A 24,808-nucleotide genomic window follows, 5' to 3' on the forward strand; every position below is an offset into this window, starting at 1 on the left:
TTACTGAAATCTTGTTAGCTACATCATTTCGTACACGTCTGCTGCTCTTGATTTGGTTGTTTTTTTAATAACAAAGAATCGGTTAACTCAGCGATAGTGTACTCAGTCCAGCTACCAGTTCTTATGTCTTTACGTAAGTTGTAGGCAAAGAACTTTGAGTCGTTATTTAATGGTGTGGCCTCAAATTTATCAATGACTTGCTTTAACTTATTCTTTTCTAACTCCCAACGTCCTGCGATATCAATTTCAATATTTATATCACCATCAAAGTCAGGTATTCGACCAGACATTAAAGCGTGACCCGATAATTTTCCATTGGCTAAGAAGGTCGTCGTCGCATCAAGTTGAAACATTTTATCGAACTGCTCATCAGGCGACTGGCAATTCCATGTACCAAGTAGTGTGTCTTTGTCGTAACTAACGACGACTTTTTCAACCACAGATTCACTTTGTGTCGAGGCACACCCAAAAATCAGAGTCGAGAAGATAAAGACTAAACAATATCGTATCATCACATCTCCCAAAATATCTTTAAAACAATGGCTACAAGGCTGCTTGAATGCCAAGCATTACAGCTGAGTCACCGCTTCTAATTTGTTCCCATCTAAATCAATGATATAAGCGGCGTAATAACCTTCAGCATATTCCGCTCTTAAACCTGGTTTACCATTACACGTCGCTCCATGCTGCATAGCGATACGATAGAATTCGTCAACTGAAGCCTTACTTGGTGCGTTGAAAGCAATATGAGAACCGTTCCCTGACGTTGCTTTATCGCTACACGGACAACCGATCCAAAATTCAAATTGCTCGCCATAACATGCTGCAACATTGTCTATGGTGTGAGAGCGCTTTATGTTTAACGACGCGAATAATGCATCATAAAAAGACATTGCCGTATTTAAGTCTCTTACGCCAACAGAGACATGATTAATGATCATATTGCCTTTTACCTTTCTTGCGGAACAAATATAGCAAGCAACATATTACTTAATCAGCAACCATCATTTCGAAGCTATTGATTTATCTGTGATATTAACCTTGATAAAACACCTATTTTTCGGTTTGGGACTCGTTTTAAAACCAAAATAATCTGAAAATAAAAAGTGTCGTAACGTTCAGCCACCATTATTCAAGTATTTGTTGTTGTGAACTAACCTACTCAACTTTTTACTTACATTTTTATTATCAAAAAACAAGTTATTCAAGAGACCTGTCACAAACCATAAAACCTATGTCTCGATCACAAAAATGCCATCTAGACTGTAAGTAAACAAAAAATACGAATGGAAATCCCCTTGCTGAACTGGATGTTTTATTATGCTAAAAAATAACCACACCTTTCTTGAAGAATCAAAAATTGTCGTCGTATTAAGAAGTCAATTTTTATGTTTTTGTAACCAGAATATCAACTGCCGAGCACCGTTATGTCACGTCAAATGTGACGATAAACAGCGTTCTATTCAACTCAGTCACACTGAGAGCATTAAGCTGCAAAAACATGATTACGACGTATTAAGGCATTTCATCAAGGACTGTCAGGGTGAGGAGTACCTAACGCATTAAATAGATGCTGCCCCTAAACACATAAGGCAATACCAATGCATTGCCTTTTTTAGTGGGTAAGAAAATGGTTGGTAACCTAAGCAGAGAGTAAAAAGGAGCTCAATGAGCTCCTTTTATTATGGGTATAGCGATACAGGCCCTCGGAACATTGATTGATCAGTAGGTACTAAGCCCTGAGGTGTCCCACTTTCTCTAACTTGACTATCAACATACGTCGCATGTACTTCTAATACCGGAACATTGGCCGCTCCGGGGTATGATGGTTTCTTAATTATTCTGTTAACTAGCAACTGCGCACTAGGCGGCAATAAGAACTCAGCTTGAACAGCAACAACACTCTCATGTCCCCGCAACGCCATCAGCTTGGCAAGGTTCTCATAACCTGCTTTCATTTTTTTAATACGTCGTTTCTCAAGCCATAAATCCTTACTTTTTACGATCACGTCAGTGACGTATTTCTTTTCGTAATCCACAACACCATTTACGGTTTGATCTTCCAACACACCCAAAGAAATCTTCGCGTAAGTATCTAGTTGTTTGGCTTGGTTGGTACTGTTGTATCCACTAAAAGCACTGATATTAATTCCTCTTGCTTTACGGATAACAAAATTCAAAATGCCTTCGGTATTTTTGTATTCAGGGAAGCACGCCCCTTCGATAAAACCTTTATGAAAACTGCATGAGATGTAGCGGCTGCTCTTAATGACACCGACTGGGCCTCGGGGATTTGCACCATTCACCATATCGTTTGCGTATCTCCACCACGCTGAGTTTTGTGGGCTTGGTATCGTCATTTGGCGATAAACAGGAGCATCTGCGATTGTTGTGGAGTTTTGGCTCCACTTTTTATATGCATTCCAGACATTCACATCGTTAGTTGAAAGCGCCGTGCCTGATGTTGTGTATGCTGTCATGGCATTATTGATCCGGCTGGAGTTATAAGTATAAAACGCTAGTGCCGTAACCATTTCAATTTGTTCTAATAACCGTTGTTCTTCTTGAGAAGACACTAAACGACGTACCTTTTCAGGTACTCCCCACATCTTCCGTGGTTCTTGTCTGTGTTTATATTGGCTAACGAATTCGCGGAGCATATCAAGCCATATCGTTGGGTTATTGGTTTGCCGAAAGCGACTGTATGAAGCTTGTGTTAGTTTCAAGGCCATTTGATGAAGCGAATCCATACACTCTTTTTCAGCTGCTTCATTGATTTTCAAGTACTTAAGGCGTTTATCGAGGTTTTGCACCCCTAACGCTTTAAGCTGCTCGTAGCGATACTCATCGTAACCACCAATTTCCATCCTCACATCCTTATTCAAATGAAGTTGCTAACTTTACTTTTGTGTTAACTCTTTGTTGTAACTGTAAACTTAGAATGTAGTTAGTGCACGCTCAACGGTAAGCATGAGAAAATAATGATCGGATCAGAATTACTAGATGCATGTCGAATTGTTTTGAAACATTGTTAGTAACATTATCATTAAATACAAAAAGATATTACGCTCCAATTCTGACGAGGAAAGCTGTCACTCGCCACCCTCTTGCCAAAACAGTTCGACCAAAATTCAACCGTGCACCCCCACTAGACCAGCACTTTAAACCAGCCTAACTTGAATTCAGCCCTGAGCTCTTGCAAACAAACATGACTAAAAAGCCATCTATCAATCAAAATAACAAATGGATCAAGTTCACAATCATGACGTTTAGTACAATTATTGTCATTTGCCCCAACGTTATTCATTTTCTTAATTTTCAACTAGTTAAATATTTTTAGCTGTAAACACCGAACAATATCGTCCAAAAAAACATCAAAAAAAAGCTTGATCAATTACCAATTAAAAACTACTGTATAAGCATACAGCATGTATAGAGAGACAGTAAAATGACGCAAGCACGTACTCAAACATTTTCTAAACACAATATTCTGGCTCAGCCGACTCAACCAATGAATGTCGCTGATACTACGTTGTCTCGTTGGGCTCACCTATCGATGCAACATCAATGGATTTTGTTTACCTCAGAGTGTTTACGCCCTGACTACGCGCAGCTTTCTGCCTCAAACGTTCGCTGTCAAAACATCATTCAGATGAAACCATCCCTCTCGCATAGCGAAATGGAAATTGCCATTAAAGCCATTAAGTCAGGAAATGCGAGTGCAGTGGTTGCCTCTAATAATATCGATTATGTCAATCAGGAGTTACTTCGCCAGTTAGGTGAGCAGTACGAGTGTGAAGTCTTTTTCGTTGAGGGCAGAGAAACCCAGTACCATTAATTAAGCTCAACAAAAAACTACTGTCTTATGCCTCCCAAATGGGAGGTTTTTTTTGCTTGTCATTCCCTTCTCGCTCTCTATGTTGTTACCTATAGCTCATAAAGTTACGACACGTTTAGATCAACCAAATGTACAACATAGGAAACATCATCAATCAATTTAAGCAATCGTTTGCTTTTTATCTGGAAGCTAAGATTAGATCTGGTATGATGCCTGTCAAATCCGTGCTTCTGAGAGAAGAAACACGTTTATTTGCCGTTTGACTGATAGGATTGCCTCATGAGCCTCTCGAATCAAGTTCTCGCCGTTAACGACGATCTACCCATTCGCACTCACAAACCTGTACATAGTGGAAAAGTACGCTCTGTTTATTGGCTAACTGAAGAAGATAGCCGTCGCCTTATTGAAGAAAAGGGTTACGACGTTTCACCAGATGCACCACTCGCAATTATGGTGATCAGCGATCGCATTTCTGCATTTGACTGTATTTGGCATGCTGAAGGTGAGTTAAAAGGCGTACCTGGTAAAGGTGCTGCGCTTAATGCGATCTCTAATCACTGGTTTAAACTGTTTAAAGAAAATGGCCTAGCGGACAGCCATATTCTCGACATCCCTCACCCACTGGTTTGGATTGTTCAAAAAGCAAAACCAATCATGATCGAAGCTATTTGTCGTAAGTACATTACTGGCTCTATGTGGCGCGCTTATGAAAAAGGCGAACGTGAGTTTTGTGGCATTCAATTGCCTGAAGGTTTGGAAAGAGATAAAGCCTTACCCAACCTATTGATGACACCATCTACCAAAGGCATTCTAAAAGGTATTCCTGGCGTACCAGAAGCGGACGACGTCAACATCACTCGTAAAAATATTGAAGATAACTACGCGGCGTTTAATTTCTCTAAACAAGAAGATATCGCACTGTACGAGAAGCTACTGAGCGATGGCTTTGGTGTCATTAGCGAAGCACTTGAGAAAGTCGATCAAATCTTTGTCGATACCAAGTTTGAATTTGGCTATGTTCATGATGCAGCGGGTAACGAAAAATTGATTTATATGGATGAAGTCGGCACACCAGACTCCTCTCGTATTTGGGATAACGAAGAATACCAAGCAGGTAAGATCGTGGAAAATTCCAAGGAAGGCTTCCGCCAGTTTCTCCTTAACCACTTCCCTGACCCAGATATTCTGTTAAATAAAGAACGAATGCCTGAGCGCGAAGCACTTGCTCGTGACAATGAGTTACCGCTTCAAGCTCTAATGGATATCTCGACAACCTATACAGGTATCGCAGAAAAAATTACCGGACAACCGATTCAACTTAGCGATAATCCAAAACAAGAAATTATCGACATTCTTGGCTCACAATACGGTTTAATTGACTAATTCATATATTTAAAACGCCCTAACTTAGGGCGTTTTTTGTTGAAGACGGCAGCAACTATCTAGTTTTATCTCACGCTATTGTTTCTTTGGCTATCACTCTTGTGAGCAAACAAAGATATAATAAGCGCACTTATTCGCAGACTGTAGCCAACCATGGATTTTGTCGCCCTATCGCGTATTAGCTTAAAACACCTAACGGTGCTTCACGTTATGCTCTCTACAAACAGTGTTACCCGTACTGCGGCTAGGCTATGTGTGACGCCATCAAGTGTCAGTAAAACCTTGTCTCAGTTGAGAGTTCAGCTCGATGATGAGCTTTTTTACCGCGAAGGTGCCCTACTGTTACCCACCTCTTTTGCTCTAAACATTGCACCTCAAATTCACGGTATTCTATCGAGCATGAACGGGATCCTTCATCAAGGTGAGTTCGATCCACACACCTACACTGGCACTATCTCACTATCGATGCGAGAAAGTACCTTTGAGTTATTTGCGAATAAAATTGACCACATATGCCAGCAATTAAGTACAGCAAAACAGATTCAGCTTTATGCCAAAGAACAGATGAACTTTGATGCACTGAGCCGAGGGCAAGTTGATTTTATGCTACTACCGCATGATATTAGCCAGCCCCCAACACGTAGCCGAGAACTAATGTGGCAACAAATACTTACCGATAAAATGATCTGTTTGATGTCACCGAATCATCCGTTGGCCCAGAAAGAGGTCATTTCAATCGATGACTATCTGGCTTGCCAGCACATTGGCATTCAAGATAATGATCTCTATGAACCTTACTTCGAACAAAACCTGACCCAACAGTACCGCTCGCGCCATGTGACGATTTCAGTCTCAGACTTTGGCTCTGGTGCTGTGTTATGCCATCAGTCCGATCGAATATTGACATGTTCAAAAGCTTGGGCAGACAAAGCATTTCAAGCACAAGGGCTGGTACAAAAAACACTACCCTTTGACTATGGACAAGTGGGATACAGCTTAGTCTGGAATGAAGCCAGTTTAAATCATCCTGCACTGCGTTGGCTTCATCAACAATTATTGGTTGTTAGTTAAATATATACGCTGGGTAAGAGAATCGGGTGTGAAATCAACTCACGTAGTGATTGGTAAAACGTATCCATTTGCAATTCACTGCACTTGGGCCAATTTAATGCTTCCCCCACCACTCCATGATGCTGAAATGCATTCAATCTCACGTTTATATTTTGAGGCAATTGGTTAATAAGGCGGGCCACTTGCACTACCTCCATATCCAAATCACTTTTGCTTGGAATATGCAGTAAACGCAGTTCATGTAACTTGCGATGATCTGCTAATAAACGAATGGAGTTGATGACTTTATGGTTGTCCCTCCCCACCAACCACTGATGTGTTTCGTTTTGCCACGATTTAAGGTCTATCATCGCGCCATCCAAGTAAGGCATCACTTTTTGCCAGCCTTGCTCCGAGAGATAGCCATTACTGTCAATAAAACAGGTAAGATGCTGAAGCTGTTCGTCCACTTTAATGGCTTGAAACAGTTGAATAATAAAAGGGAGCTGCATCGTTGCTTCTCCGCCAGAAACAGTAATGCCAGCGATGAAGTAATGCTGTTTCCTGATAACTTGCAGCATCTCTCCCACGGAATAAAGCTTAACCTTGGGGCTAGCATGATGAGCACAAACCACAATGCAGTGATCGCAATGAATGCATTTCGTTTCATCCCACATCACTTTTCCATCATTGCTGTTCACCGTTAACGCTTGGCTCGGGCATCCAGAGACGCAGTCACCACAATGATTACAATGGTTGATGGTATGTGGGTTATGGCAGTTTTTACAATTGAAATTGCACCCTTGAAGAAAGATGACCAGGCGATTGCCTGGCCCATCAACACATGAAAAATTGAGGATTCGACTCACGAATGCGCTTTTTTCCACGACTCTCGCCTTACTTATAGATTGGTTTCGATTCCATACTGACAACTCGTGGCATCCTGTCGAGTATGCCAGTGTTGTTTGCCGCTTCTGCCCCCAAGAAGGTAGTATTGTTTCGCGACCCTTCTTCAGCAAACTTTTCAATATCTGATAGCTTAACCATATAGCCCGTTACACGAACTAAATCATTCGAAGCCACATTCGCAGTGAATTCTCGATACCCAAATGTGAGCGCGCCTTTGCATAAGTTGAACATCGCTTCAGGGTTGGATTTTACCGTTTCATCAATGGTCAAAATATCACTGATACCTGAGGTGTAATATTGGTGATGTTGCGCCGTTGCCTGAATATAAGTTACAGGGTCAGGTTCTGTTCCATAAGGAATACGAACACCCGGTGTAACATCTTTATCTAGACTAATTCCACCTTGAGCATGCAACAATGCTTTGCCTTCAAGGCCATATTTAACGGGTGTGCTTTCAACAATCTGATGCAAAGTTTGAGAGATCCTGTGACCCAGCTGATTCGCTTTTTCATCAAGACCATACTTTGCTAAGTCACCCTGTTTATGCATCAGAATATTCACCGCTTCTGCCATGCCATAAATACCAAACATGGGTGCAAAGCGCTGCTCTTCAATCAATCCTTCTTGAGTCAAAAAACCTTTAAAGAAGTTTGATTCTTCATGCAAATGGCAACTACGCACATCAATTAACTCGGCCATCAAAGCACTGTATTTCGGAAGAAGATGGGTTAAGAAATCTTCTACGCCAGTCGCTAGCTTGGCAACTTCTTTCAGGTTCATTCGCACTAGCGTATTGGCTCCGCCAGCTAAAGGAAGCGAATTGTAGCAACTTACAATACCAAAGCGTTTATCGCCGTAACTTGCCGCATGAACTGGGTAATTCGCAATATGTGGTTTGCTGCATTCACAGATATTTGAACAAGCATGCCGCAGCAAATCATCTGGCGTGATCGCTGGGTCGTACATAAAAGTTAAATTTGGTGCAATTTGCTTCAGCTCAGCATCCACCTTTAGAATCGTACGACAGATAACATTGTCTGACGGACCGATGTTTACGTGCATAAAGGCATCGGGCAAGGTTCGATCCAGCATGATCCAGAAACGCTTGAGCTTCACGTAAACTTGCTGTTCGGTTAGCTCTCCTACGTATGGAAGGAGCACATCATCAAGTTGACCAAGGTAGACCGGAATATTGGTGACTGAAGGCACGTGATGGTAAAGAATCGTCAATAAATTCAGCGCATCATCAAAATCTTCCGCCGGGCCAACTTCAAGGTATGTGGAACCTTGCTTAAGGTACTTGGCATAGTCAGGTAATACGTAGCGCGGCTTAAATGGTGCGTGGCCTTCGAACATGTCACACAAGATTCCCTGTGCCATCGCGGTGGTTGTAGGCTCGGAAAGCTCCAAATATGGTAAGTTTGCCTCCGCTTCTAATGCCAGAAATTGATTTTTCTGTTTAGGATTGAGATGGGAATCGGTAACGATCTCTTGGATACGTTGTTGGAAACTATTAAGTAGAGTTGGCATAACGCATATTCCTTATTATTTGTAAGGATTTTAAGTACTGACCAAAGGTTTCTACAAATGAAATATAGACAAGAACATTTTTCCAAATTGGAAATTTATAGTTAAAAGAAAGCCCAGTACAATAACTGGGCTTGAACAAAGCATCGTCGGATAGCTTTGATTAAAGTTTAAAGCGATTAATTTCTTGCTCTAATTCATGTGACAATTCAGAAAGCTGTGCAGCTTGTGATGCTGCGTCATGCGCTTCATCAGCAAGATCGTTAGATACATCGCGGATACCAACCGTATTACGCGTGATCTCCGAAGTAACAGAAGCTTGCTCTTCTGCCGCAGAGGCAATTTGAGTCGCCATATCACTGATGCGCTCGACTGCTGTCTGAATTTGAGTCAGGCTAACAGCTGCTGAGTCAGCATCATTGACACTGGTACCTGCCAACTGGCGACTATCGCCCATAATACCGACAGCTTTCCCTGTTGTACCTTGCAATGTTTCGATCATTTGCTGAATTTCTTTTGTCGAAGCATGGGTACGTTGGCTCAAAACACGAACTTCATCAGCAACAACCGCAAAGCCGCGCCCTTGCTCTCCTGCACGTGCCGCTTCGATCGCAGCGTTCAACGCCAGAAGATTGGTTTGCTCTGCAATATCTTGAATGGTCGACAAAATAGTACTAATGCTGTTTCCATGAGCTTCCAATTCTTGGATCACTTCAGTCGCGACCTGCACCTCTTGAGCAAGGTTTTGGATCGAGCTTTGTGTTTGTACTACTTGTTCACCACCGTGGACACATGCCGATACCGCTTCAGATGAGCTCTGAGCTGTGTGGTCGGCATTGCCCGCTATCTCTTGAGTCGCGGCCGCCATTTCGTTGATCGCCGTAGCAACCATATTGATTTCATCTTGCTGATGACGGATTCGTGCGCTGCGCTCTTCTGCATGTTGCGCCGTTTGCTGCGCTTGTTCAGATAGTGATGCCGACACCAAACTTAGTTTGGATACCATGGTGTGCATGTTGCCGACAAAAGTGTTGAAATTCGTCGCCAGTTGGCCGACTTCATCGTTACTGCGTGGCTCTAAACGTTGAGTTAGATCTCCTTCTCCAGAAGCAATTTCTTCCAAAGCTTTTGACACATGGCCAAGATCACGGAATAGGAAGCTCACTAACCACGACACAACGGCAATCACTAGAAGAGTGATCACAACTGCAGCAATAAACAGGCCTTGTAATAGTTCTGTATGCGCAGCCTCTTCAGTTGCGCGATCCATCTCAATAGCGAATATCCACTCCGTTCCAGGCACTTCTTTGAAGAAGTAGAGTTTTTCTTTCCCGCTACGTTCCGTAGTTTCAATTCGACCTGATTTCGCTGATTTACTGATCAAACTTAGTGTCAATCGGTTATCCAGATCTGTTACAGGCTTTAATAGTAGATCTTTACTAGGGTGGGCTAAAAACGTGCCGTCTTGGGCATCAATCAACATTGCATAAGCATTTGCACCAGCATCTAAGTTGATAACGTCGTTGATCAGCTGATCGATAAGAACATCGGCACCAACAACCCCAACAAACTGACCGTTCTTCCTTACAGGCTCTGCAATTGTCACTAAAAGAGCATTGGTAATAGCATCTTGGTATGCAGTCGTAATGATTTGCTTTCCTGCGCTGTCAGCATCTTTGTACCACGGACGAGTACGAGGATCATAACCAGCACGATTACGCTCTGGGTGAGAGCGATGCATTTCTCCAGCGGGTGTCCCTAGAAAAATATCATCGAAGCCACCAGCCTTGCGTGCTTGCTGCAGGTATGGCACGACATCACTTTCTAAACTGTAATCATTAAAGGCTCGAGCGATGTCTTTTCTGATCGAAATCCAATCCGAGATCCCTTCAGAAGCTGCCGTAGATAAGCTTTCTGCGCGAGAATACACCCCATTTCGAGTTTGTTTGAACAACTGATCAGCAGACAACCATGTAAGAGCACCAGCCATTAGCACAACGGCTAATAGGCTCGCACCGATTAATTTCTGTTTAAGCGTTAGTTTCATGTTGCGATAGATACAATATTTATATGAAAGCGCGCATATTATAGACAACAAACAAATGTTGCACGCATTTTTTATAAAATCACTTGAAAAGTAAGCTATTGTATTATAGGCAAAATATTGACGTCAGACGTTTGTCGGATATAAACAATCTACGCAACTGTTCTAACTTGAGAAATAGAAAAAGCCCGGTAATGACCGAGCTTTGAATCAGGAATTTTTGTCAGAATTATTAAGATAATAAGCATCAAGCAGTTCTTTGCCATAATAGACTTCTGTTTGCATGTGGAAAACAAACAATAACAGCGTGAGTATTCCACAGATCAGATTCACTCGACTTATTACAACCTTACGTCGCTGCTCAGAATAAATGGCGATAGAAATACCAACAAGAACAAATGGATAAATAAAAAGCATTGCTAGCAAACCTGCAAGATAATTGGATATTGCCATAGGTGTGTCCATACCCATAACGCCCTCCTTAAATCCACTTAATCAATTAGCAAAAACGATAACCTCAATTTATATAAGTTTTCATCTTAAGTCCGAGACGTCGTCGACAGTAAAGCGCCCGCACTCACAAAAACACTACCAGATAAGCGATTAAATAACTTAGCTCTGCCTTTTGCTAGGATCCAGCTCGATGACTTCGCACCAAGAGAAGCATAGAGTAGCAACCAACTTAACTCCATCACCATGAAGGTACTAGCAAAAATCAGATACTGTTGGAACATAGGTTCCGTCGGTGAAATGAACTGAGGGAAAAGTGCTGTAAAAAACAAGATGGCTTTGGGGTTACTCGCACCAACAATAAAGCCGCTGACATAGTGCTCTAAAGCGTTTTTCTCTTGAACTTCTCCTTGCTTTGACAGTTCATATTGCTCCTCTTTAGAGAAAATCGCTTTTGCCCCCAAATAAATTAGGTATGCAGCTCCCGTATATTTGATGATATTGAAGACCAATTCAGAAGAAGCAATCACGACCCCTAAGCCAGTAAATGAAAGGCTAAGAATGATGGTAATTGCCGTTAAGCTCCCTAACGCCGTATAGGTACCACTGCGCATCCCCTGCGTCACCCCTTTTGTCATACACAATAAGGAGCTAGGGCCTGGTGACGCTGTTAAGATTAAGACAGCTAAAAAATAAAGAATCCAAGTATCTACACTCATTAGTGTTCCTCCATTAACACTATGATTTTATGAATCTTTAATTGAACAAATTTCCAACATTATGTAAACATTTTTTTTCTTAAGGTATAAAAAAACCGAGCATTTCGCTCGGTTTTTATGACTAGCGAAGAAGATTATTCTTCAGATGTCACATCATCTGAACCTTCAGAGGAAGCTTCAGCATCAGTTGTTGCTGCTGCAACTTCTTCGCCTTCTTCACCCTCTGGTAATTCTACTTCTTCAACTTCATCGATACGCTGCAGACCAACAACGTTTTCGTCATCAGCAGTACGGATCAGAGTTACACCCTGAGTGTTACGTCCGACTTGGCTAACTTCTGCAACACGTGTACGAACCAAGGTACCAGCGTCGGTGATCATCATCATCTCGTCGCCTTCTTCAACCTGAACCGCACCAACCACAGGGCCGTTACGCTCAGAAACCTTGATCGAAACTACACCTTGTGTCGCTCGTCCTTTAGTCGGGTACTCTGCTAGTTCTGTACGCTTACCGTAACCGTTTTGAGTCACAGTCAGGATGTCGCCTTCGTTAGAAGGAACAATCAGCGATACAACCTGATCATCATCAGCCAGCTTCATACCACGAACACCTGCCGCTGTACGACCCATCGCACGAACTTTATCTTCACTAAAGCGAACCACTTTACCCGCTTTCGAGAACAGCATGATGTCGCTTTCGCCGTTAGTAATATCAACGCCGATGAGAGAATCATCATCACGTAGGTTAACTGCAATCAGACCGTTTGAACGAACATTCGCAAACTGGTTAAGTGGCGTTTTCTTAACCGTACCATCGCCCGTCGCCATAAAGATGAATTTATCTTCAGAGAATTCATCCACAGGTAGGATCGCAGTAATACGCTCACCTTCTTCAAGTGGAAGAATATTCACGATTGGCTTACCACGAGCAGTGCGGCTCGCTAATGGTAATTGATACACTTTCAGGCGGTAAGTCTTACCACGTGTAGAGAAACATAAGATGTTGTCGTGAGTATTCGCAACAAGCAAGCGCTCGATGTAATCCTCTTCTTTCATCTTAGTTGCACTCTTACCTTTACCACCACGACGCTGTGCTTCGTAATCGCTTAGGATTTGGTACTTAACGTAACCTTCGTGAGAAAGAGTCACAACTACGTCTTCACGTGCAATCAGCTCTTCCATGTCGATGTCATGGCTCGCTGCAGTGATTTCAGTGCGGCGAACGTCACCGAATCCATCACGAACAGATTCTAGCTCTTCACGGATCACTTCCATTAGACGCTCAGTGCTTGCAAGGATGTGCATTAGTTCAGCGATTTCATCCAGAAGTGCCTTGTATTCATCAAGGATCTTCTCGTGCTCAAGACCAGTAAGCTTATGTAGACGTAGATCTAGAATTGCTTGTGCTTGAGTTTCAGTCAGGAAGTACTGACCGTCACGGATACCGTATTGCTCTTCCAGCCAGTCTGGGCGAGCTGCGTCAGTACCTGCACGTTCTAGCATTGCTGCAACGTTACCCAGGTCCCAACCGCGAGCAACCAAGCCAGCTTTTGCTTCTGCTGGTGTCGGTGCGTTACGGATCAGTTCAATGATTTCATCGATGTTAGCGAGCGCTAGTGCCAGACCTTCAAGGATGTGTGCACGGTCACGTGCTTTACGCAGTTCGTAGATAGTACGACGTGTAACAACTTCACGGCGGTGATCAACGAAGCACTTCAACATATCTTTTAGGTTGAATAGCTGAGGCTGACCATTGTTCAGTGCAACCATGTTGATGCCGAAAGTCGTTTGCAGCTGAGTTTGTGCGTATAGGTTGTTTAGAACCACTTCGCCTACTGCATCACGCTTACATTCAATAACAATACGCATCCCGTCTTTATCAGACTCATCGCGTAGTGCACTGATGCCTTCTACTTTCTTATCTTTAACCAGTTCAGCAATCTTTTCGATCAGACGTGCTTTGTTAACTTGGTAAGGAATCTCAGTAACAATAATGGTTTCTTTACCATTCTTGTCTGCTTCTACTTCCGCTTTGGAGCGCATGTAGATTTTGCCGCGACCAGTTTTGTACGCGTCTACGATGCCTTTACGACCGCTGATTAGCGCTGCCGTTGGGAAGTCAGGACCAGGAATGTAGTCCATCAGTTCATCAATAGTGATCTCTTCATTATTGATGTATGCAAGACAACCATCAATCACCTCAGTTAGGTTATGAGGTGGAATGTTGGTTGCCATACCTACTGCGATACCAGAAGCACCGTTAACCAATAGGTTAGGAATTTTTGTAGGAAGAACTGCTGGGATTTGTTCCGTACCGTCATAGTTAGGTACGTAATCCACGGTTTCTTTATCTAGATCTGCCAAAAGTTCATGGGCAATTTTTGCCATGCGAACTTCGGTATAACGCATTGCCGCTGCGGAATCGCCATCGATCGAGCCAAAGTTACCTTGACCATCGACTAGCATGTAACGTAATGAGAACGGCTGAGCCATACGTACAATTGTGTCGTATACAGCACTATCACCATGTGGGTGATATTTACCGATTACGTCGCCGACAACACGAGCAGATTTTTTATATGGTTTGTTCCAATCGTTGCCTAGTACGTTCATCGCGAAAAGAACGCGTCGATGTACTGGTTTTAGGCCATCACGCACATCTGGAAGAGCACGACCAACGATGACGGACATCGCATAGTCTAGGTATGAACCTCGTAGCTCATCTTCAATGTTTACGGGCGTGATCTCTTTAGCTAGATCGCTCATAGAGCCATTATCCCTCTATTTGTAGATCGTATGTACAATACGTTTAAGGTGCAAAAATATAACACACAATTCGCCAGTTCGGCATTACTTTCCCTCTCCTTTTATCAGGTTGTGAGCTTGGTTGTGAATCAAATGACGAGAAAATGCACACTTTGATCTTATCTTGCTGATTATTGGTTATATTTGCACCAATGCATAATAAAAATCTAACAACCTATGGTATGAGCCAACCCAGACGCTATAATGCGATCTCCGATTCAGGGAAGCACTAACTATCAGAAGACGTTATGACAAATACACAAAACGTAGACCCAAACGAAATTAAAAAATTTGAAGATATGGCCTCACGTTGGTGGGATTTAGAAGGCGAGTTCAAGCCCCTTCACCAAATTAACCCATTGCGGCTGGGTTACGTTTTACAAAAAGCAGATGGCTTATTTGGTAAGACAGTACTAGACGTAGGTTGTGGTGGTGGCATCTTGGCAGAAAGCATGGCAAAGGAAGGCGCCACAGTAACCGGATTAGACATGGGTAAAGAGCCATTAGAAGTTGCTCGTCTCCATGCTTTAGAAACCGGCACTAAGCTCGAATACATACAAAGCACCATTGAAGAGCACGCTAAAGAAAACGCGGGTAAATACGATGTGGTTACCTGTATGGAAATGTTGGAGCATGTTCCTGACCCACTCTCTGTCATTCGTTCATGTGCTCAGCTAGTGAAACCTGAAGGCCATGTTTTCTTCTCTACGCTAAACCGAAATTTTAAATCATATCTGTTCGCAATTGTTGGCGCAGAAAAGCTATTGAAGATTGTTCCTGAAGGTACACATGACCATGAAAAATTTATTCGCCCTTCAGAATTGATCAAAATGATCGATCAAACTGATCTTATTGAGCAAGGTATCACAGGGTTGCACTACAACCCATTGAATGACACGTATAAACTTGGTCGGAATGTCGATGTAAATTACATTGTCCATACACAAAAATTCTGATCTCAATATATGCAATTCAATCGAAGGCGGTAGCACAAAGTGGCCGCCTTTTTTAGTTATTTGAATCACAATTTCGAGGCTTTGATTCCAAAATAATCAGCTCGATCATCACTACCAATTTTCCCTAAAGATCAAGAAATTTTTTTTTGTTTATGGTTAAGAAAAAACCGATCTAAAAGGGACGCTTTTCTGCTGCTAAATACCACCGTAGATCTTAAGTTAGTAGATACTTACTGTTTTTTTTAATTTTGTTAGTTATCCACAAGTCTTCCAAGATCTGTTCCTTGAAAATCTACTCTCATAGCACTATCTTGTAACCCGAAAACCAAATCACCCCTATATGTTGTGTTTGCACTACAATATAAAGATAGATTTTGATCACAAAGCCGCTATCTAATTTACAAGAATTACACAAAAACACGGCTTTCATCAGTTTTGTTAGGGAAATGAAGCAGAATGAACCAACAACTAACCGTCACTAAGCGTGATGGACGAAAAGAAAGTATTGATCTGGAGAAACTTCATCGCGTAATCACTTGGGCCGCAGAAGGCCTAGATAACGTGTCCGTTTCTCAAGTTGAACTACGTGCTCACATTCAGTTCTACGATGGCATCACCACAACAGATATTCATGAAACCATCATTAAATCTGCTGCGGATCTGATCTCAGAAGAGACGCCTGATTACCAATATCTTGCTGCTCGCCTTGCTGTCTTCCACCTACGTAAAAAAGCATACGGCCAATACGAGCCGCCAACGCTTTATGATCACGTAGCGCGTTTGGTAGACATGGGTAAATACGACAAGCATATTCTCGAAGATTATACAAAAGCAGAATTGGACGAGCTTGATGCGTACATCGACCACAAGCGCGACTTAGACTTCTCTTACGCGGCAGTAAAGCAGTTAGAAGGTAAGTACTTTGTTCAAAACCGCGTATCAGGTGAAATCTACGAAAGTGCTCAGTTCCTGTACATCCTCGTTTCAGCGTGCCTGTTTGCAAATTACCCGAAAGAAACGCGCCTTAGCTACATCAAGCGTTTCTATGATGCGACATCTACATTTAAGATTTCGCTACCAACACCAATCATGTCTGGTGTACGTACCCCTACTCGTCAATTCAGCTCATGTGTGCTGATCGAGTGTGGTGACAGCCTTGACTCTATTAATGCGACAGCAAGTTCCATCGTACGTTACGTTTCTCAACGTGCGGGTATTGGTATCAACGCGGGTCGTATTCGTGCACTAGGTTCTGAAATCCGTGGTGGTGAAGCATTCCACACTGGCTGTATTCCTTTCTACAAATACTTCCAAACAGCGGTTAAATGCTGTTCTCAAGGCGGTGTGCGTGGTGGTGCAGCTACTGTGTTCTACCCACTATGGCACGGTGAAGCTCGTTCACTCTTAGTTCTTAAGAACAACCGTGGTGTTGAAGAGAACCGTGTACGTCACATGGACTACGGTGTGCAGTTGAACAAACTGATGTACCAACGTTTAGTTGAAGGTGGCAACATCACACTATTCTCACCATCAGATGTTCCGGGTCTGTACGACGCATTCTTCGAAAACCAAGAAGAATTCGAACGTCTATATGTGAAATACGAAAACGATCCGTCAATTAAGAAAGAGACGGTTAAAGCTGTTGAAATGTTCACATTGTTGATGCAAGAACGTGCATCAACAGGTCGTATCTACATTCAGAACGTGGACCACTGTAACACGCACAGCCCATTCGACTCAGAAGTTGCACCAGTTCGTCAGTCAAACCTATGTTTGGAAATCGCATTGCCAACTAGGCCTCTAACGAACGTTGAAGACGATTCAGGCGAAATTGCATTGTGTACACTGTCTGCATTTAACTTGGGTGTCATTAAGTCTCTAGATGACTTTGAAGAACTTTCTGAGCTTGTGGTTCGCGCACTGGATGCACTGCTTGATTACCAAGACTACCCACTGCCAGCTGCATACAAATCGTCCATGAACCGTCGTACGCTTGGTGTTGGTGTGATTAACTTCGCTTACTACTTAGCGAAAAATGGTGTGAAGTATTCCGATGGTAGTGCAAATGGCCTAACCCACCGTACGTTTGAAGCCATCCAGTACTACTTATTGAAAGCATCTGTTGAACTTGCGAAAGAACAAGGTAAATGCCCATCGTTTGATGAAACTAACTATGCGAAAGGCCTATTACCTATCGATACTTACAAAAAGGATATCGACCTAATTTGTGAAGAAGAACTTCATTATGATTGGGATGGCCTACGTCAAGAGATCATGGAACACGGTCTGCGCAACTCAACATTAACTGCGCTAATGCCTTCTGAAACTTCTTCTCAGATTTCAAACGCGACAAACGGCATTGAGCCACCACGTGGTTACGTATCTGTGAAGGCATCAAAAGATGGTATTCTGAAGCAGGTTGTACCGGACTTTACTGAGTTGAAAGACAACTACGAGCTACTTTGGGATATTGGGTCTAACAACGGTTATTTGCACCTTGTTGGCATCATGCAGAAGTTTGTCGACCAAGCTATCTCTGCCAATACCAACTACGACCCTAGCCGTTTCGAAACCGGTAAAGTACCGATGAAGAAACTGCTGCAAGATCTTCTGACCGCCTATAAGTTTGGTGTAAAAACGCTTTATTACCATAACACTCGTGACGGCGCGAAAGACGATCAAAAAGACGCAGTACAAGCACAAGACGATGATTGTGCAGGCGGCGGTTGTAAGATCTAATCACCAAGCTTAACAGAATGACAGCCTCCCACATTAGGGAGGCTTTAAAGGAATTGAGGCACCATGGCTTACAGTACTTTTAACAGAAATAAAAATGACCAACTAAAAGAACCAATGTTTCTTGGTCAATCAGTCAACGTTGCACGTTACGACCAACAGAAATTCGAGATCTTCGAAAAACTTATTGAGAAGCAACTTTCTTTCTTCTGGCGTCCGGAAGAAGTGGATGTATCTAGCGACCGTATCGATTACAACAAGTTACCTGATCACGAAAAACACATTTTCATCTCTAACTTAAAATACCAAACACTACTGGATTCAATTCAAGGTCGTAGCCCAAACGTAGCGCTACTACCACTCGTTTCTCTGCCTGAAGTTGAAACATGGATTGAGACATGGTCTTTCTCAGAGACAATCCACTCACGCTCATACACTCACATCATCCGTAATATCGTGAATGATCCAGGTATCGTCTTTGATGATATCGTAGAGAATGAACACATCTTAAAACGTGCAGAAGACATTTCTCACTATTACGATGATCTGATTAAGCTGACGAACGATTACCATCGCTACGGTGAAGGTACTCACCATATCAATGGTGAAGAAGTCTCTATCAAGCTTCATGACCTAAAGAAAAAGCTATACCTATGCTTAATGTCCGTTAACGCACTAGAAGCGATTCGTTTTTATGTCAGTTTCGCTTGCTCTTTTGCGTTTGCAGAGCGTGAGTTGATGGAAGGTAATGCGAAAATCATCAAGCTTATTGCACGTGACGAAGCGCTTCACCTAACAGGTACGCAGCACATGATTAACTTACTGCGTAACGGTCAAGATGACTTCTCATTCATGCAAGTTGCTGAAGAGTGTAAACAAGAGTGTTTCGACCTGTTTAAAGCAGCGGCTGAACAAGAAAAAGAATGGGCAGAATACCTATTCAAAGATGGTTCAATGATTGGCCTAAACAAAGACATTTTGTGCCAATACGTTGAATACATAACAAACATTCGTATGCAAGCTGTAGGCTTAGGTGTCGCTTATCCTGACGCAACATCAAACCCTATTCCTTGGATAAACTCATGGTTATCATCTGACAATGTTCAAGTAGCCCCTCAAGAAGCTGAAATTTCTTCTTACTTGGTTGGCCAAATTGAAAGTGATGTCAAGGCTGATGACTTTAAGGACTTCGAACTGTAATGCCAACAATCAAAATCAACCGTATTACGACTATCGAATCAAACCCGTCTAATACTATCTTAGAAACCTTGGAGAGTGCGGGAGTCCAACCTGAATATAATTGCCGCGATGGTCACTGTGGCGCTTGTCGCTGCACCCTTATTTCAGGTGAAGTTGAATACGTTGGTTTTGCAATGGCTTACACTCAAGGCCAAGAAATTCTTCCTTGTATATGCAAAGCAAAGACCGACATCGAGTTAGATGACGTCATCTATAAGCTTAAGGAAAAACGTGCATAGTTATGCACTATGAAAAACCAATAATAACGAAGGCCAGACTATGTACTGGCCTTTTTAATACCTGATAGAAACTCGTCTGCAGTCAACATTGATACGGGTTTGGCCGCGATCTCTCGTCCATCATCATCGAATAACGATAATCGATAGCCTTGATTACTCATGCGGGAGCCAAGTTCTGGCGCACGACGCCACATTGAAATCACATCAAAAAACTCGCTACTAAGTGCCTCACCCAAAACAACTTTTTGACTTGACACTTGATACTGAACTTGAATCTTTGACTGATGAAACATGCCCACTCCTCACAATAGAACCACTGATGAACTCTCAGTTTAAGCAGATTTGTATTAAATGCACGTCGCAAAGTGAAGACATTTTAGCCTTCTATTAAAAATCATTCGTTTAGCACTTAGACCAAATTGTCATAAAAAAAACATATGAAACCCAATTAGTAATATAGAGCATATTCATTCACTTATTGTCAAACGCAAAGCGGGTGTCATTTGACACCCGCTCGCTTTTCATATACCGCTTTCTAACACTATGATCCAATAACACTTTGCGGTACAAACATTTCTTTTTCTGATTTTAGAGAACTGTAACGCACAAAAATGGGCTTTGATGAAAGGTAACGACGCAACATGTCCGCTGCGACTGTTGAAATCACTAACCTCTGTTCTTTTTTCGAATACGTTCGATTAAATTTCAGCTTTTGTCCCCACTCACCTTCTGAAGCTGCTAATGCTACAGTAAACGTGTCTTCCACTACTTTCCCTGTTACCAGAGCCAGATCAGTCGTACACTTTTCACGAGTGGCGCCGGCAAGCGCAAAGGTTGCAGCCAGATGATCACTTTCTTCATTGCCTAGCTGCACTCGGTGCCCCAATACCCAGCCATGACCACAGTATGTCGCAACATGTTCATCTTCATGTAACCAATTTGATAACCAACCGAATGTCGACTGTTCGGTGATCGCCAGTGATTGTTTTCTATGTTCAATCAAACTACCAAGGTGAGCTAACATCGGCTCATCAACACTCACGACGTGTGTTTCAATTAAATTAAATAGGATCTGCATTAACTTAGATCGATTTTCAACATCGTTCACAGGGCCGAACAGCTTTACTTCAATGAATGGGAGATAAGAGCGATAGCCAAGAGTATAACCCGCTGGTAGTTCAACTTTATCTAGCTTATCCGACAATGCAGACTCTGATGTGCCAAAAGTATAGAGACGACTACATTCCTCGCCAGTTACATGTGGAAATAAGTTTTTTAAATCTGGCAAGATTTGTTCATCGACCATGCGCTTAAATTCTTTTGGCACGCCCGGCGTAAAATAGAACAAACAATCATTGATGTGCATCTTGAACCCACACGCTGTGCCTATTGGGTTATCTAAAATCTGGCACGACTTCGGTAAGGTTGCTTGTTTTATATTGCTTTCCGGCATGGTGACACCGCGCTGAGCGAAAAACGCTTCTAATCTGTCGCGCCATTCGGGAAAGACCACAAGCTCCTGCTCCGCAACGTTTGCGGCAGCTTCTGCACTGAGATCATCACTTGTCGGCCCAAGACCGCCATTAACAATCACAACATCGGTATTGAAACTAAGCATTAACAGCTCTTCCATTAACGATGACATTGCATCGCCAACCGTAGAACGTTTAATAAGCGAGAAACCGTGAACAAAGAAACGCTCAGACAACCATGCTGCATTGGTATCTAAAATATCTCCATGGAGAACTTCTTCTCCTGTACTAAGCATTGCGATCTTCAACATCATTGTTTCCTTTTTATACTTATTTAGACCAAGATTATATACCTAACTTCCGCCAACATGCAGTAAGTATGCTGGTTTAAAAAGATTGAGCGAAGCCTTGTATAGGCTCATTCTTATACCCAAAAATTATCACTCAAAACTCGGTTTATTACTTCTGTTATATACATTGTTAAAACTATCTTAAACAAAGTTCACGGTACATATTTCATTTTTCATCAATTTTCCGGTTTCCATTCTTTTGGCTTTGTATGATAATTGTGAACCTGATCATTAAAACTATAAGATTGTGGAGTTTTCCGTGTATAAAAAACACATCGCTGCCCTGATGTTGTCTGTTTCAACCTGCGCTAATGCAAGTACATTTGATTCCAACCAACATATCGAATTTTCATACACGGTAGATCAACCAGATACTTTCGAGATTTACAATCACTCATATCAGTATGAGGCTCAACCAAGTTATATCTTGGGTTTAACTGAAGGTGATTTAAAATTAGAAGAGCCATCTTTACCTAAATACCTGCAAGTTCAGGATGGGAAAGATTGGGATTATCTTATGGGGCAAACCTACACGATTTTGGGGTTAAGTGTTGCTACAGTAGGTTTGATGACGCTATTGCCTGAATCAATCACCAAATGGGATGAAGAGTCCCGTGACTTAAGTAAACTTGGTAGTAAGTGGAAAGATAATGTTTCTGAAGGCCCAGTATGGGATCGCGATGAGCACTTTCTAAACTACATCATGCACCCATATTTTGGCGGTGTGTACTACACTGCTGCTCGTCACGCTGGATTCAATGAGTTTGAATCTTTCGTTTACTCTGCAACCATGTCGACATTCTTCTGGGAGTATGGCGTAGAAGCATTCGCAGAAGTTCCTTCATGGCAAGATATCTTCATCACGCCGTTTTTCGGTGCGGTCGTGGGTGAATTGATGTTTGAAGCAGAGCAAAACATCGTTTCGACAGGCGGTGAAGTTTGGGGCTCAGAAACAATGGGTGATGTAACATTATTTTTCTTAAACCCAGTTGGCCATATTCATGGCTGGGTCACTGACTCTTGGGGTGGTAGTGCAGACTTCCAGTTCAGCAGCAAACCTTGGTTTGGTAATCAAGATGCCGCTCAATTTGCTATGGATGCTGGCGCAAGCTACGATTCTCAGTTCTATGGTGTAGAACTAAAAATTGCTTTTTAATCAAAGTAATTTGTCTTCTTTAGGATACAAAAAAAGCGGCTAAGCCGCTTTTTTTGTGTCCAAGGTTTAATATTCAATAACTGGCTTACTAATTAGGTTAAAAAATTGACCTGTATCAAATCTTATAACCACTCAACTTCTACACTGAAACCAGAAACTTAATAAAAATAAGTCCCTACAATTCAGGAGGCCTGCTATGAACAGCACTTTTATCGTCAATTTCGTCGGTAAAGCGACGCCAGCCACCATTAAGCAACTTGCTGCCACAACTCATGAAAACGACGGGAAATGGTTAATCAGTAAAGTGAACTTTATTGAAGATCAAGTCGCGGCCGTTATCAAGATTGAACTCCCCCAAGACAATGAAGAAACGGTAAAAGAGGCCTTTCGTAATCAACCTGAACTTCTCGTGCAGTTTGTCGATTCTGATCTTCATGGGCACCACGAAGATACAATTTATCAACTTCGTCTTGATTCCAATGATCGCGCAGGGATTGTGAATGAAATCACTCACGTCTTAGATGGCCAAGGCATTAGTATTCTAGATATGGACTGTCAGCGAGTATTCATCGCCGGTGGTGGTGGCGTGAGCTCTAGCTTATTCACCGCAAACATGGCCATTAAATTGCCGAGCGAAGTCGATATTCAAGATGTAGCAAATGAGCTAGAGTCTTTGAGTGAAGATACGCGAGTAATGCTAGAAGCTTAAGCACAAAAGTGAGCAAAGAGCAGCCAACAGGCTGCTCTTTTTGTATGTAATCCAATCATTTGGGGTTATTTGATAGTCCACTGAGACAGTGAACGTTTAAAGTCTGAATAGTCAAACTCATTCAGTTTTTGGATATCGCCATTTGAGCGCTCACAATACACCGACGGCATACGAAGGCCATTAAACCAATTAAGCTTTACCATGGTGTAGCCTGCACTATCCAGAATATGCAGACGCTGACCAATCTCTAGTGGTTGGTCAAAGTTCGCCACACAGAATTGATCGCCAGCCAAACAAGAGCATGAACCAATGACATATTCGTGCTCGCCGTTTTCTGATGCTTCAAAAATCGACGCTGGCTCGTTATAAATCAGAGTATCCAAGCGGTGCGCTTCGGTTGCCGAATCCACAATCGCAGTCTTCTTCACGTTTTCAACGATATCAACCACAGTAACTACAAGATCCGTAGTCTTAGTAATGATGGCTTCACCCGGCTCTAGGTACATTTGTACCCCATGCTTTTCAGAGAACGATTTCAGCGCTAGCCCTAGTTTTTCGACGCCATAATCAGGCCATGTGAAGAACACACCGCCACCCATACTAACCCAATCCAACTTATCTAAGTATTCACCAAACTGTTCAGAGATCGAATCCAACAGACTGATAAACGCATCCACATCTTTGTTCTCACAGTTCATGTGGAACATCACACCATCAATACTATCGAAGATTTCTGGTTTGATATGATCGGCTTGAACGCCTAGACGAGAAAATTGACGTGCAGGATTTGCCAAGTCTTGACCCGCATAACTTACACCCGGGTTAAGGCGAAGACCGATAGACGCTTTGCCTTCAACGATATGGCGATAAGCCGCTAGCTGTGACTGCGAGTTGAAAATCATTTTGTCACAGATATCCGCTACTTCGCGTACGTCATCCTCGCTGTAGCCCACACTGTATGCGTGTGTCTCACCGCCAAAGGTTTCGTAGCCAAGCTTTACTTCAAACGGGCCAGAACTGGTAGTACCGTCTAAGTATGGCTTGATGATGTCGAATACACCCCAAGTAGAGAAACACTTGAGCGCTAACACTAGCTTAACACCAGAAAGCTCTTTGAGTTGCTTCGCTTTCTCTAGGTTCTCAATCAACTTATCTTCATTGATCATAAAGTATGGGGTTTTAAGTTCTTCTTTCTTAAATGTCATTTCTATACGCACTCAAGCAGCA

General features: G+C 42.4%; 21 protein-coding genes. 9 read left to right on the forward strand and 12 right to left on the reverse strand.

The genetic code is table 11. The features are described 5' to 3' along the window. Nucleotides 1-23: 23 nt before the first annotated feature. From ACQEXS_RS17195 to ACQEXS_RS17205, 3 genes are all read right to left on the reverse strand, one after another. Nucleotides 24-512 carry a hypothetical protein gene (locus tag ACQEXS_RS17195; RefSeq protein WP_427014654.1) on the reverse strand — a complete coding sequence of 163 codons (489 nt, stop codon included), beginning with the start codon at nucleotides 510-512 and terminating at the stop codon, nucleotides 24-26. A 57-nt stretch (nucleotides 513-569) separates the two neighbouring features. Beyond that, the gene (locus ACQEXS_RS17200; RefSeq protein ID WP_367986575.1) at nucleotides 570-941 is read right to left on the reverse strand and encodes a VOC family protein; all 372 of its coding nucleotides are present in this window, start codon (nucleotides 939-941) and stop codon (nucleotides 570-572) included. A gap of 741 nt (nucleotides 942-1,682) precedes the next feature. Continuing rightward, the gene (locus tag ACQEXS_RS17205; RefSeq protein ID WP_427014655.1) at nucleotides 1,683-2,867 is read right to left on the reverse strand and encodes a hypothetical protein; all 1,185 of its coding nucleotides are present in this window, start codon (nucleotides 2,865-2,867) and stop codon (nucleotides 1,683-1,685) included. 581 nt (nucleotides 2,868-3,448) lie between these two features. On the opposite strand from ACQEXS_RS17205, the gene ACQEXS_RS17210 reads away from it, so the two are divergent. The 3 genes from ACQEXS_RS17210 to ACQEXS_RS17220 all read left to right on the forward strand — a co-directional run bounded on the left by ACQEXS_RS17210 (nucleotide 3,449) and on the right by ACQEXS_RS17220 (nucleotide 6,292). Then, entirely contained in the window at nucleotides 3,449-3,838 is a 390-nt protein-coding gene (locus ACQEXS_RS17210; RefSeq protein WP_367986577.1) for a hypothetical protein, read from the forward strand. Nucleotides 3,839-4,117: 279 nt separating this feature from the next. Beyond that, on the forward strand, nucleotides 4,118-5,221 hold the full coding sequence (locus tag ACQEXS_RS17215) for a phosphoribosylaminoimidazolesuccinocarboxamide synthase (RefSeq protein WP_427014656.1): 1,104 nt from the start codon (nucleotides 4,118-4,120) through the stop codon (nucleotides 5,219-5,221). Nucleotides 5,222-5,374: 153 nt separating this feature from the next. Then, complete coding sequence (locus ACQEXS_RS17220) at nucleotides 5,375-6,292, forward strand: LysR substrate-binding domain-containing protein (protein ID WP_427014657.1); 918 nt, start codon at nucleotides 5,375-5,377, stop codon at nucleotides 6,290-6,292. On the opposite strand, the gene ACQEXS_RS17225 is transcribed toward ACQEXS_RS17220, so the two are convergent. The 6 genes from ACQEXS_RS17225 to gyrA form a co-directional block, all read right to left on the reverse strand. Continuing rightward, the gene (locus ACQEXS_RS17225) at nucleotides 6,289-7,203 is read right to left on the reverse strand and encodes a YjjW family glycine radical enzyme activase (protein WP_427014658.1); all 915 of its coding nucleotides are present in this window, start codon (nucleotides 7,201-7,203) and stop codon (nucleotides 6,289-6,291) included. The genes ACQEXS_RS17220 and ACQEXS_RS17225 overlap by 4 nt on opposite strands. Then, nucleotides 7,169-8,710, reverse strand: coding sequence for a YjjI family glycine radical enzyme (locus tag ACQEXS_RS17230; protein ID WP_427014659.1), 1,542 nt, complete (start codon nucleotides 8,708-8,710; stop codon nucleotides 7,169-7,171). The genes ACQEXS_RS17225 and ACQEXS_RS17230 overlap by 35 nt, the downstream gene beginning before the upstream one ends. A gap of 160 nt (nucleotides 8,711-8,870) precedes the next feature. Beyond that, nucleotides 8,871-10,754, reverse strand: coding sequence for a methyl-accepting chemotaxis protein (locus ACQEXS_RS17235; protein ID WP_427014660.1), 1,884 nt, complete (start codon nucleotides 10,752-10,754; stop codon nucleotides 8,871-8,873). Between the two features lie 207 nt (nucleotides 10,755-10,961). Beyond that, a complete protein-coding gene (locus ACQEXS_RS17240; RefSeq protein WP_367986583.1) occupies nucleotides 10,962-11,222 on the reverse strand; it encodes a hypothetical protein in 261 nt (86 codons plus the stop codon). 68 nt (nucleotides 11,223-11,290) lie between these two features. Continuing rightward, nucleotides 11,291-11,920 carry a LysE family translocator gene (locus ACQEXS_RS17245; protein WP_367986584.1) on the reverse strand — a complete coding sequence of 210 codons (630 nt, stop codon included), beginning with the start codon at nucleotides 11,918-11,920 and terminating at the stop codon, nucleotides 11,291-11,293. A 134-nt stretch (nucleotides 11,921-12,054) separates the two neighbouring features. After that, a complete protein-coding gene (gene gyrA, locus ACQEXS_RS17250) occupies nucleotides 12,055-14,685 on the reverse strand; it encodes a DNA topoisomerase (ATP-hydrolyzing) subunit A (RefSeq protein WP_427014661.1) in 2,631 nt (876 codons plus the stop codon). 287 nt (nucleotides 14,686-14,972) lie between these two features. Here gyrA and ubiG point away from each other — a divergent pair, with 287 nt between their 5' ends. The 4 genes from ubiG (at nucleotide 14,973) to yfaE (ending at nucleotide 19,894) form a co-directional block, all read left to right on the forward strand. After that, nucleotides 14,973-15,680, forward strand: coding sequence for a bifunctional 2-polyprenyl-6-hydroxyphenol methylase/3-demethylubiquinol 3-O-methyltransferase UbiG (gene ubiG / locus ACQEXS_RS17255; RefSeq protein ID WP_367986586.1), 708 nt, complete (start codon nucleotides 14,973-14,975; stop codon nucleotides 15,678-15,680). 456 nt (nucleotides 15,681-16,136) lie between these two features. Next, entirely contained in the window at nucleotides 16,137-18,419 is a 2,283-nt protein-coding gene (gene nrdA / locus ACQEXS_RS17260; RefSeq protein ID WP_427014662.1) for a class 1a ribonucleoside-diphosphate reductase subunit alpha, read from the forward strand. A gap of 63 nt (nucleotides 18,420-18,482) precedes the next feature. Beyond that, nucleotides 18,483-19,616, forward strand: coding sequence for a class Ia ribonucleoside-diphosphate reductase subunit beta (gene nrdB / locus ACQEXS_RS17265; RefSeq protein ID WP_367986589.1), 1,134 nt, complete (start codon nucleotides 18,483-18,485; stop codon nucleotides 19,614-19,616). Further along, the gene (yfaE, locus tag ACQEXS_RS17270; RefSeq protein WP_367986590.1) at nucleotides 19,616-19,894 is read left to right on the forward strand and encodes a class I ribonucleotide reductase maintenance protein YfaE; all 279 of its coding nucleotides are present in this window, start codon (nucleotides 19,616-19,618) and stop codon (nucleotides 19,892-19,894) included. The genes nrdB and yfaE overlap by 1 nt, the downstream gene beginning before the upstream one ends. Before the next feature lie 38 nt (nucleotides 19,895-19,932). Here yfaE and ACQEXS_RS17275 read toward each other — a convergent pair whose 3' ends face one another. Together ACQEXS_RS17275 and ACQEXS_RS17280 are read right to left on the reverse strand one after the other, a co-directional pair. Continuing rightward, nucleotides 19,933-20,187, reverse strand: coding sequence for a hypothetical protein (locus tag ACQEXS_RS17275; RefSeq protein WP_367986591.1), 255 nt, complete (start codon nucleotides 20,185-20,187; stop codon nucleotides 19,933-19,935). 248 nt (nucleotides 20,188-20,435) lie between these two features. Next, nucleotides 20,436-21,677 (reverse strand): CinA family nicotinamide mononucleotide deamidase-related protein, encoded by a 1,242-nt coding sequence (locus ACQEXS_RS17280; protein ID WP_427014663.1) that lies wholly within the window; start codon nucleotides 21,675-21,677, stop codon nucleotides 20,436-20,438. Between the two features lie 298 nt (nucleotides 21,678-21,975). On the opposite strand from ACQEXS_RS17280, the gene ACQEXS_RS17285 reads away from it, so the two are divergent. Together ACQEXS_RS17285 and ACQEXS_RS17290 are read left to right on the forward strand one after the other, a co-directional pair. Next, nucleotides 21,976-22,872 carry a DUF3943 domain-containing protein gene (locus ACQEXS_RS17285; RefSeq protein ID WP_367986592.1) on the forward strand — a complete coding sequence of 299 codons (897 nt, stop codon included), beginning with the start codon at nucleotides 21,976-21,978 and terminating at the stop codon, nucleotides 22,870-22,872. A gap of 196 nt (nucleotides 22,873-23,068) precedes the next feature. Further along, a complete protein-coding gene (locus ACQEXS_RS17290; protein ID WP_367986593.1) occupies nucleotides 23,069-23,581 on the forward strand; it encodes a glycine cleavage system protein R in 513 nt (170 codons plus the stop codon). Nucleotides 23,582-23,646: 65 nt separating this feature from the next. On the opposite strand, the gene nspC is transcribed toward ACQEXS_RS17290, so the two are convergent. Beyond that, nucleotides 23,647-24,786: a carboxynorspermidine decarboxylase gene (gene nspC, locus ACQEXS_RS17295; protein ID WP_427014664.1), complete on the reverse strand. Its 1,140-nt coding sequence runs from the start codon at nucleotides 24,784-24,786 to the stop codon at nucleotides 23,647-23,649. Between the last annotated feature and the right edge of the window lie 22 nt (nucleotides 24,787-24,808).

This window comes from Vibrio sp. TRT 17S01 (genome assembly GCF_050113695.1).
In the GTDB taxonomy this organism is placed as follows: domain Bacteria; phylum Pseudomonadota; class Gammaproteobacteria; order Enterobacterales; family Vibrionaceae; genus Vibrio.

Excerpts from the sequence above, each read along its gene's own strand:
- ACQEXS_RS17280 (WP_427014663.1), bottom strand. The coding sequence starts at position 21,677 with ATGTTGAAGATCGCAATGCTTAGTACAGGAGAAGAAGTTCTCCATGGA.
- nrdB (WP_367986589.1), top strand. The coding sequence starts at position 18,483 with ATGGCTTACAGTACTTTTAACAGAAATAAAAATGACCAACTAAAAGAA.
- ACQEXS_RS17200 (WP_367986575.1), bottom strand. The coding sequence starts at position 941 with ATGATCATTAATCATGTCTCTGTTGGCGTAAGAGACTTAAATACGGCA.
- ACQEXS_RS17235 (WP_427014660.1), bottom strand. The coding sequence starts at position 10,754 with ATGAAACTAACGCTTAAACAGAAATTAATCGGTGCGAGCCTATTAGCC.
- nspC (WP_427014664.1), bottom strand. The coding sequence starts at position 24,786 with ATGACATTTAAGAAAGAAGAACTTAAAACCCCATACTTTATGATCAAT.
- ACQEXS_RS17210 (WP_367986577.1), top strand. The coding sequence starts at position 3,449 with ATGACGCAAGCACGTACTCAAACATTTTCTAAACACAATATTCTGGCT.
- gyrA (WP_427014661.1), bottom strand. The coding sequence starts at position 14,685 with ATGAGCGATCTAGCTAAAGAGATCACGCCCGTAAACATTGAAGATGAG.
- ACQEXS_RS17240 (WP_367986583.1), bottom strand. The coding sequence starts at position 11,222 with ATGGGTATGGACACACCTATGGCAATATCCAATTATCTTGCAGGTTTG.
- ACQEXS_RS17220 (WP_427014657.1), top strand. The coding sequence starts at position 5,375 with ATGGATTTTGTCGCCCTATCGCGTATTAGCTTAAAACACCTAACGGTG.
- ACQEXS_RS17215 (WP_427014656.1), top strand. The coding sequence starts at position 4,118 with ATGAGCCTCTCGAATCAAGTTCTCGCCGTTAACGACGATCTACCCATT.
- ACQEXS_RS17245 (WP_367986584.1), bottom strand. The coding sequence starts at position 11,920 with ATGAGTGTAGATACTTGGATTCTTTATTTTTTAGCTGTCTTAATCTTA.
- ubiG (WP_367986586.1), top strand. The coding sequence starts at position 14,973 with ATGACAAATACACAAAACGTAGACCCAAACGAAATTAAAAAATTTGAA.
- nrdA (WP_427014662.1), top strand. The coding sequence starts at position 16,137 with ATGAACCAACAACTAACCGTCACTAAGCGTGATGGACGAAAAGAAAGT.
- ACQEXS_RS17290 (WP_367986593.1), top strand. The coding sequence starts at position 23,069 with ATGAACAGCACTTTTATCGTCAATTTCGTCGGTAAAGCGACGCCAGCC.
- ACQEXS_RS17230 (WP_427014659.1), bottom strand. The coding sequence starts at position 8,710 with ATGCCAACTCTACTTAATAGTTTCCAACAACGTATCCAAGAGATCGTT.
- ACQEXS_RS17195 (WP_427014654.1), bottom strand. The coding sequence starts at position 512 with ATGATACGATATTGTTTAGTCTTTATCTTCTCGACTCTGATTTTTGGG.
- ACQEXS_RS17275 (WP_367986591.1), bottom strand. The coding sequence starts at position 20,187 with ATGTTTCATCAGTCAAAGATTCAAGTTCAGTATCAAGTGTCAAGTCAA.
- ACQEXS_RS17205 (WP_427014655.1), bottom strand. The coding sequence starts at position 2,867 with ATGGAAATTGGTGGTTACGATGAGTATCGCTACGAGCAGCTTAAAGCG.
- yfaE (WP_367986590.1), top strand. The coding sequence starts at position 19,616 with ATGCCAACAATCAAAATCAACCGTATTACGACTATCGAATCAAACCCG.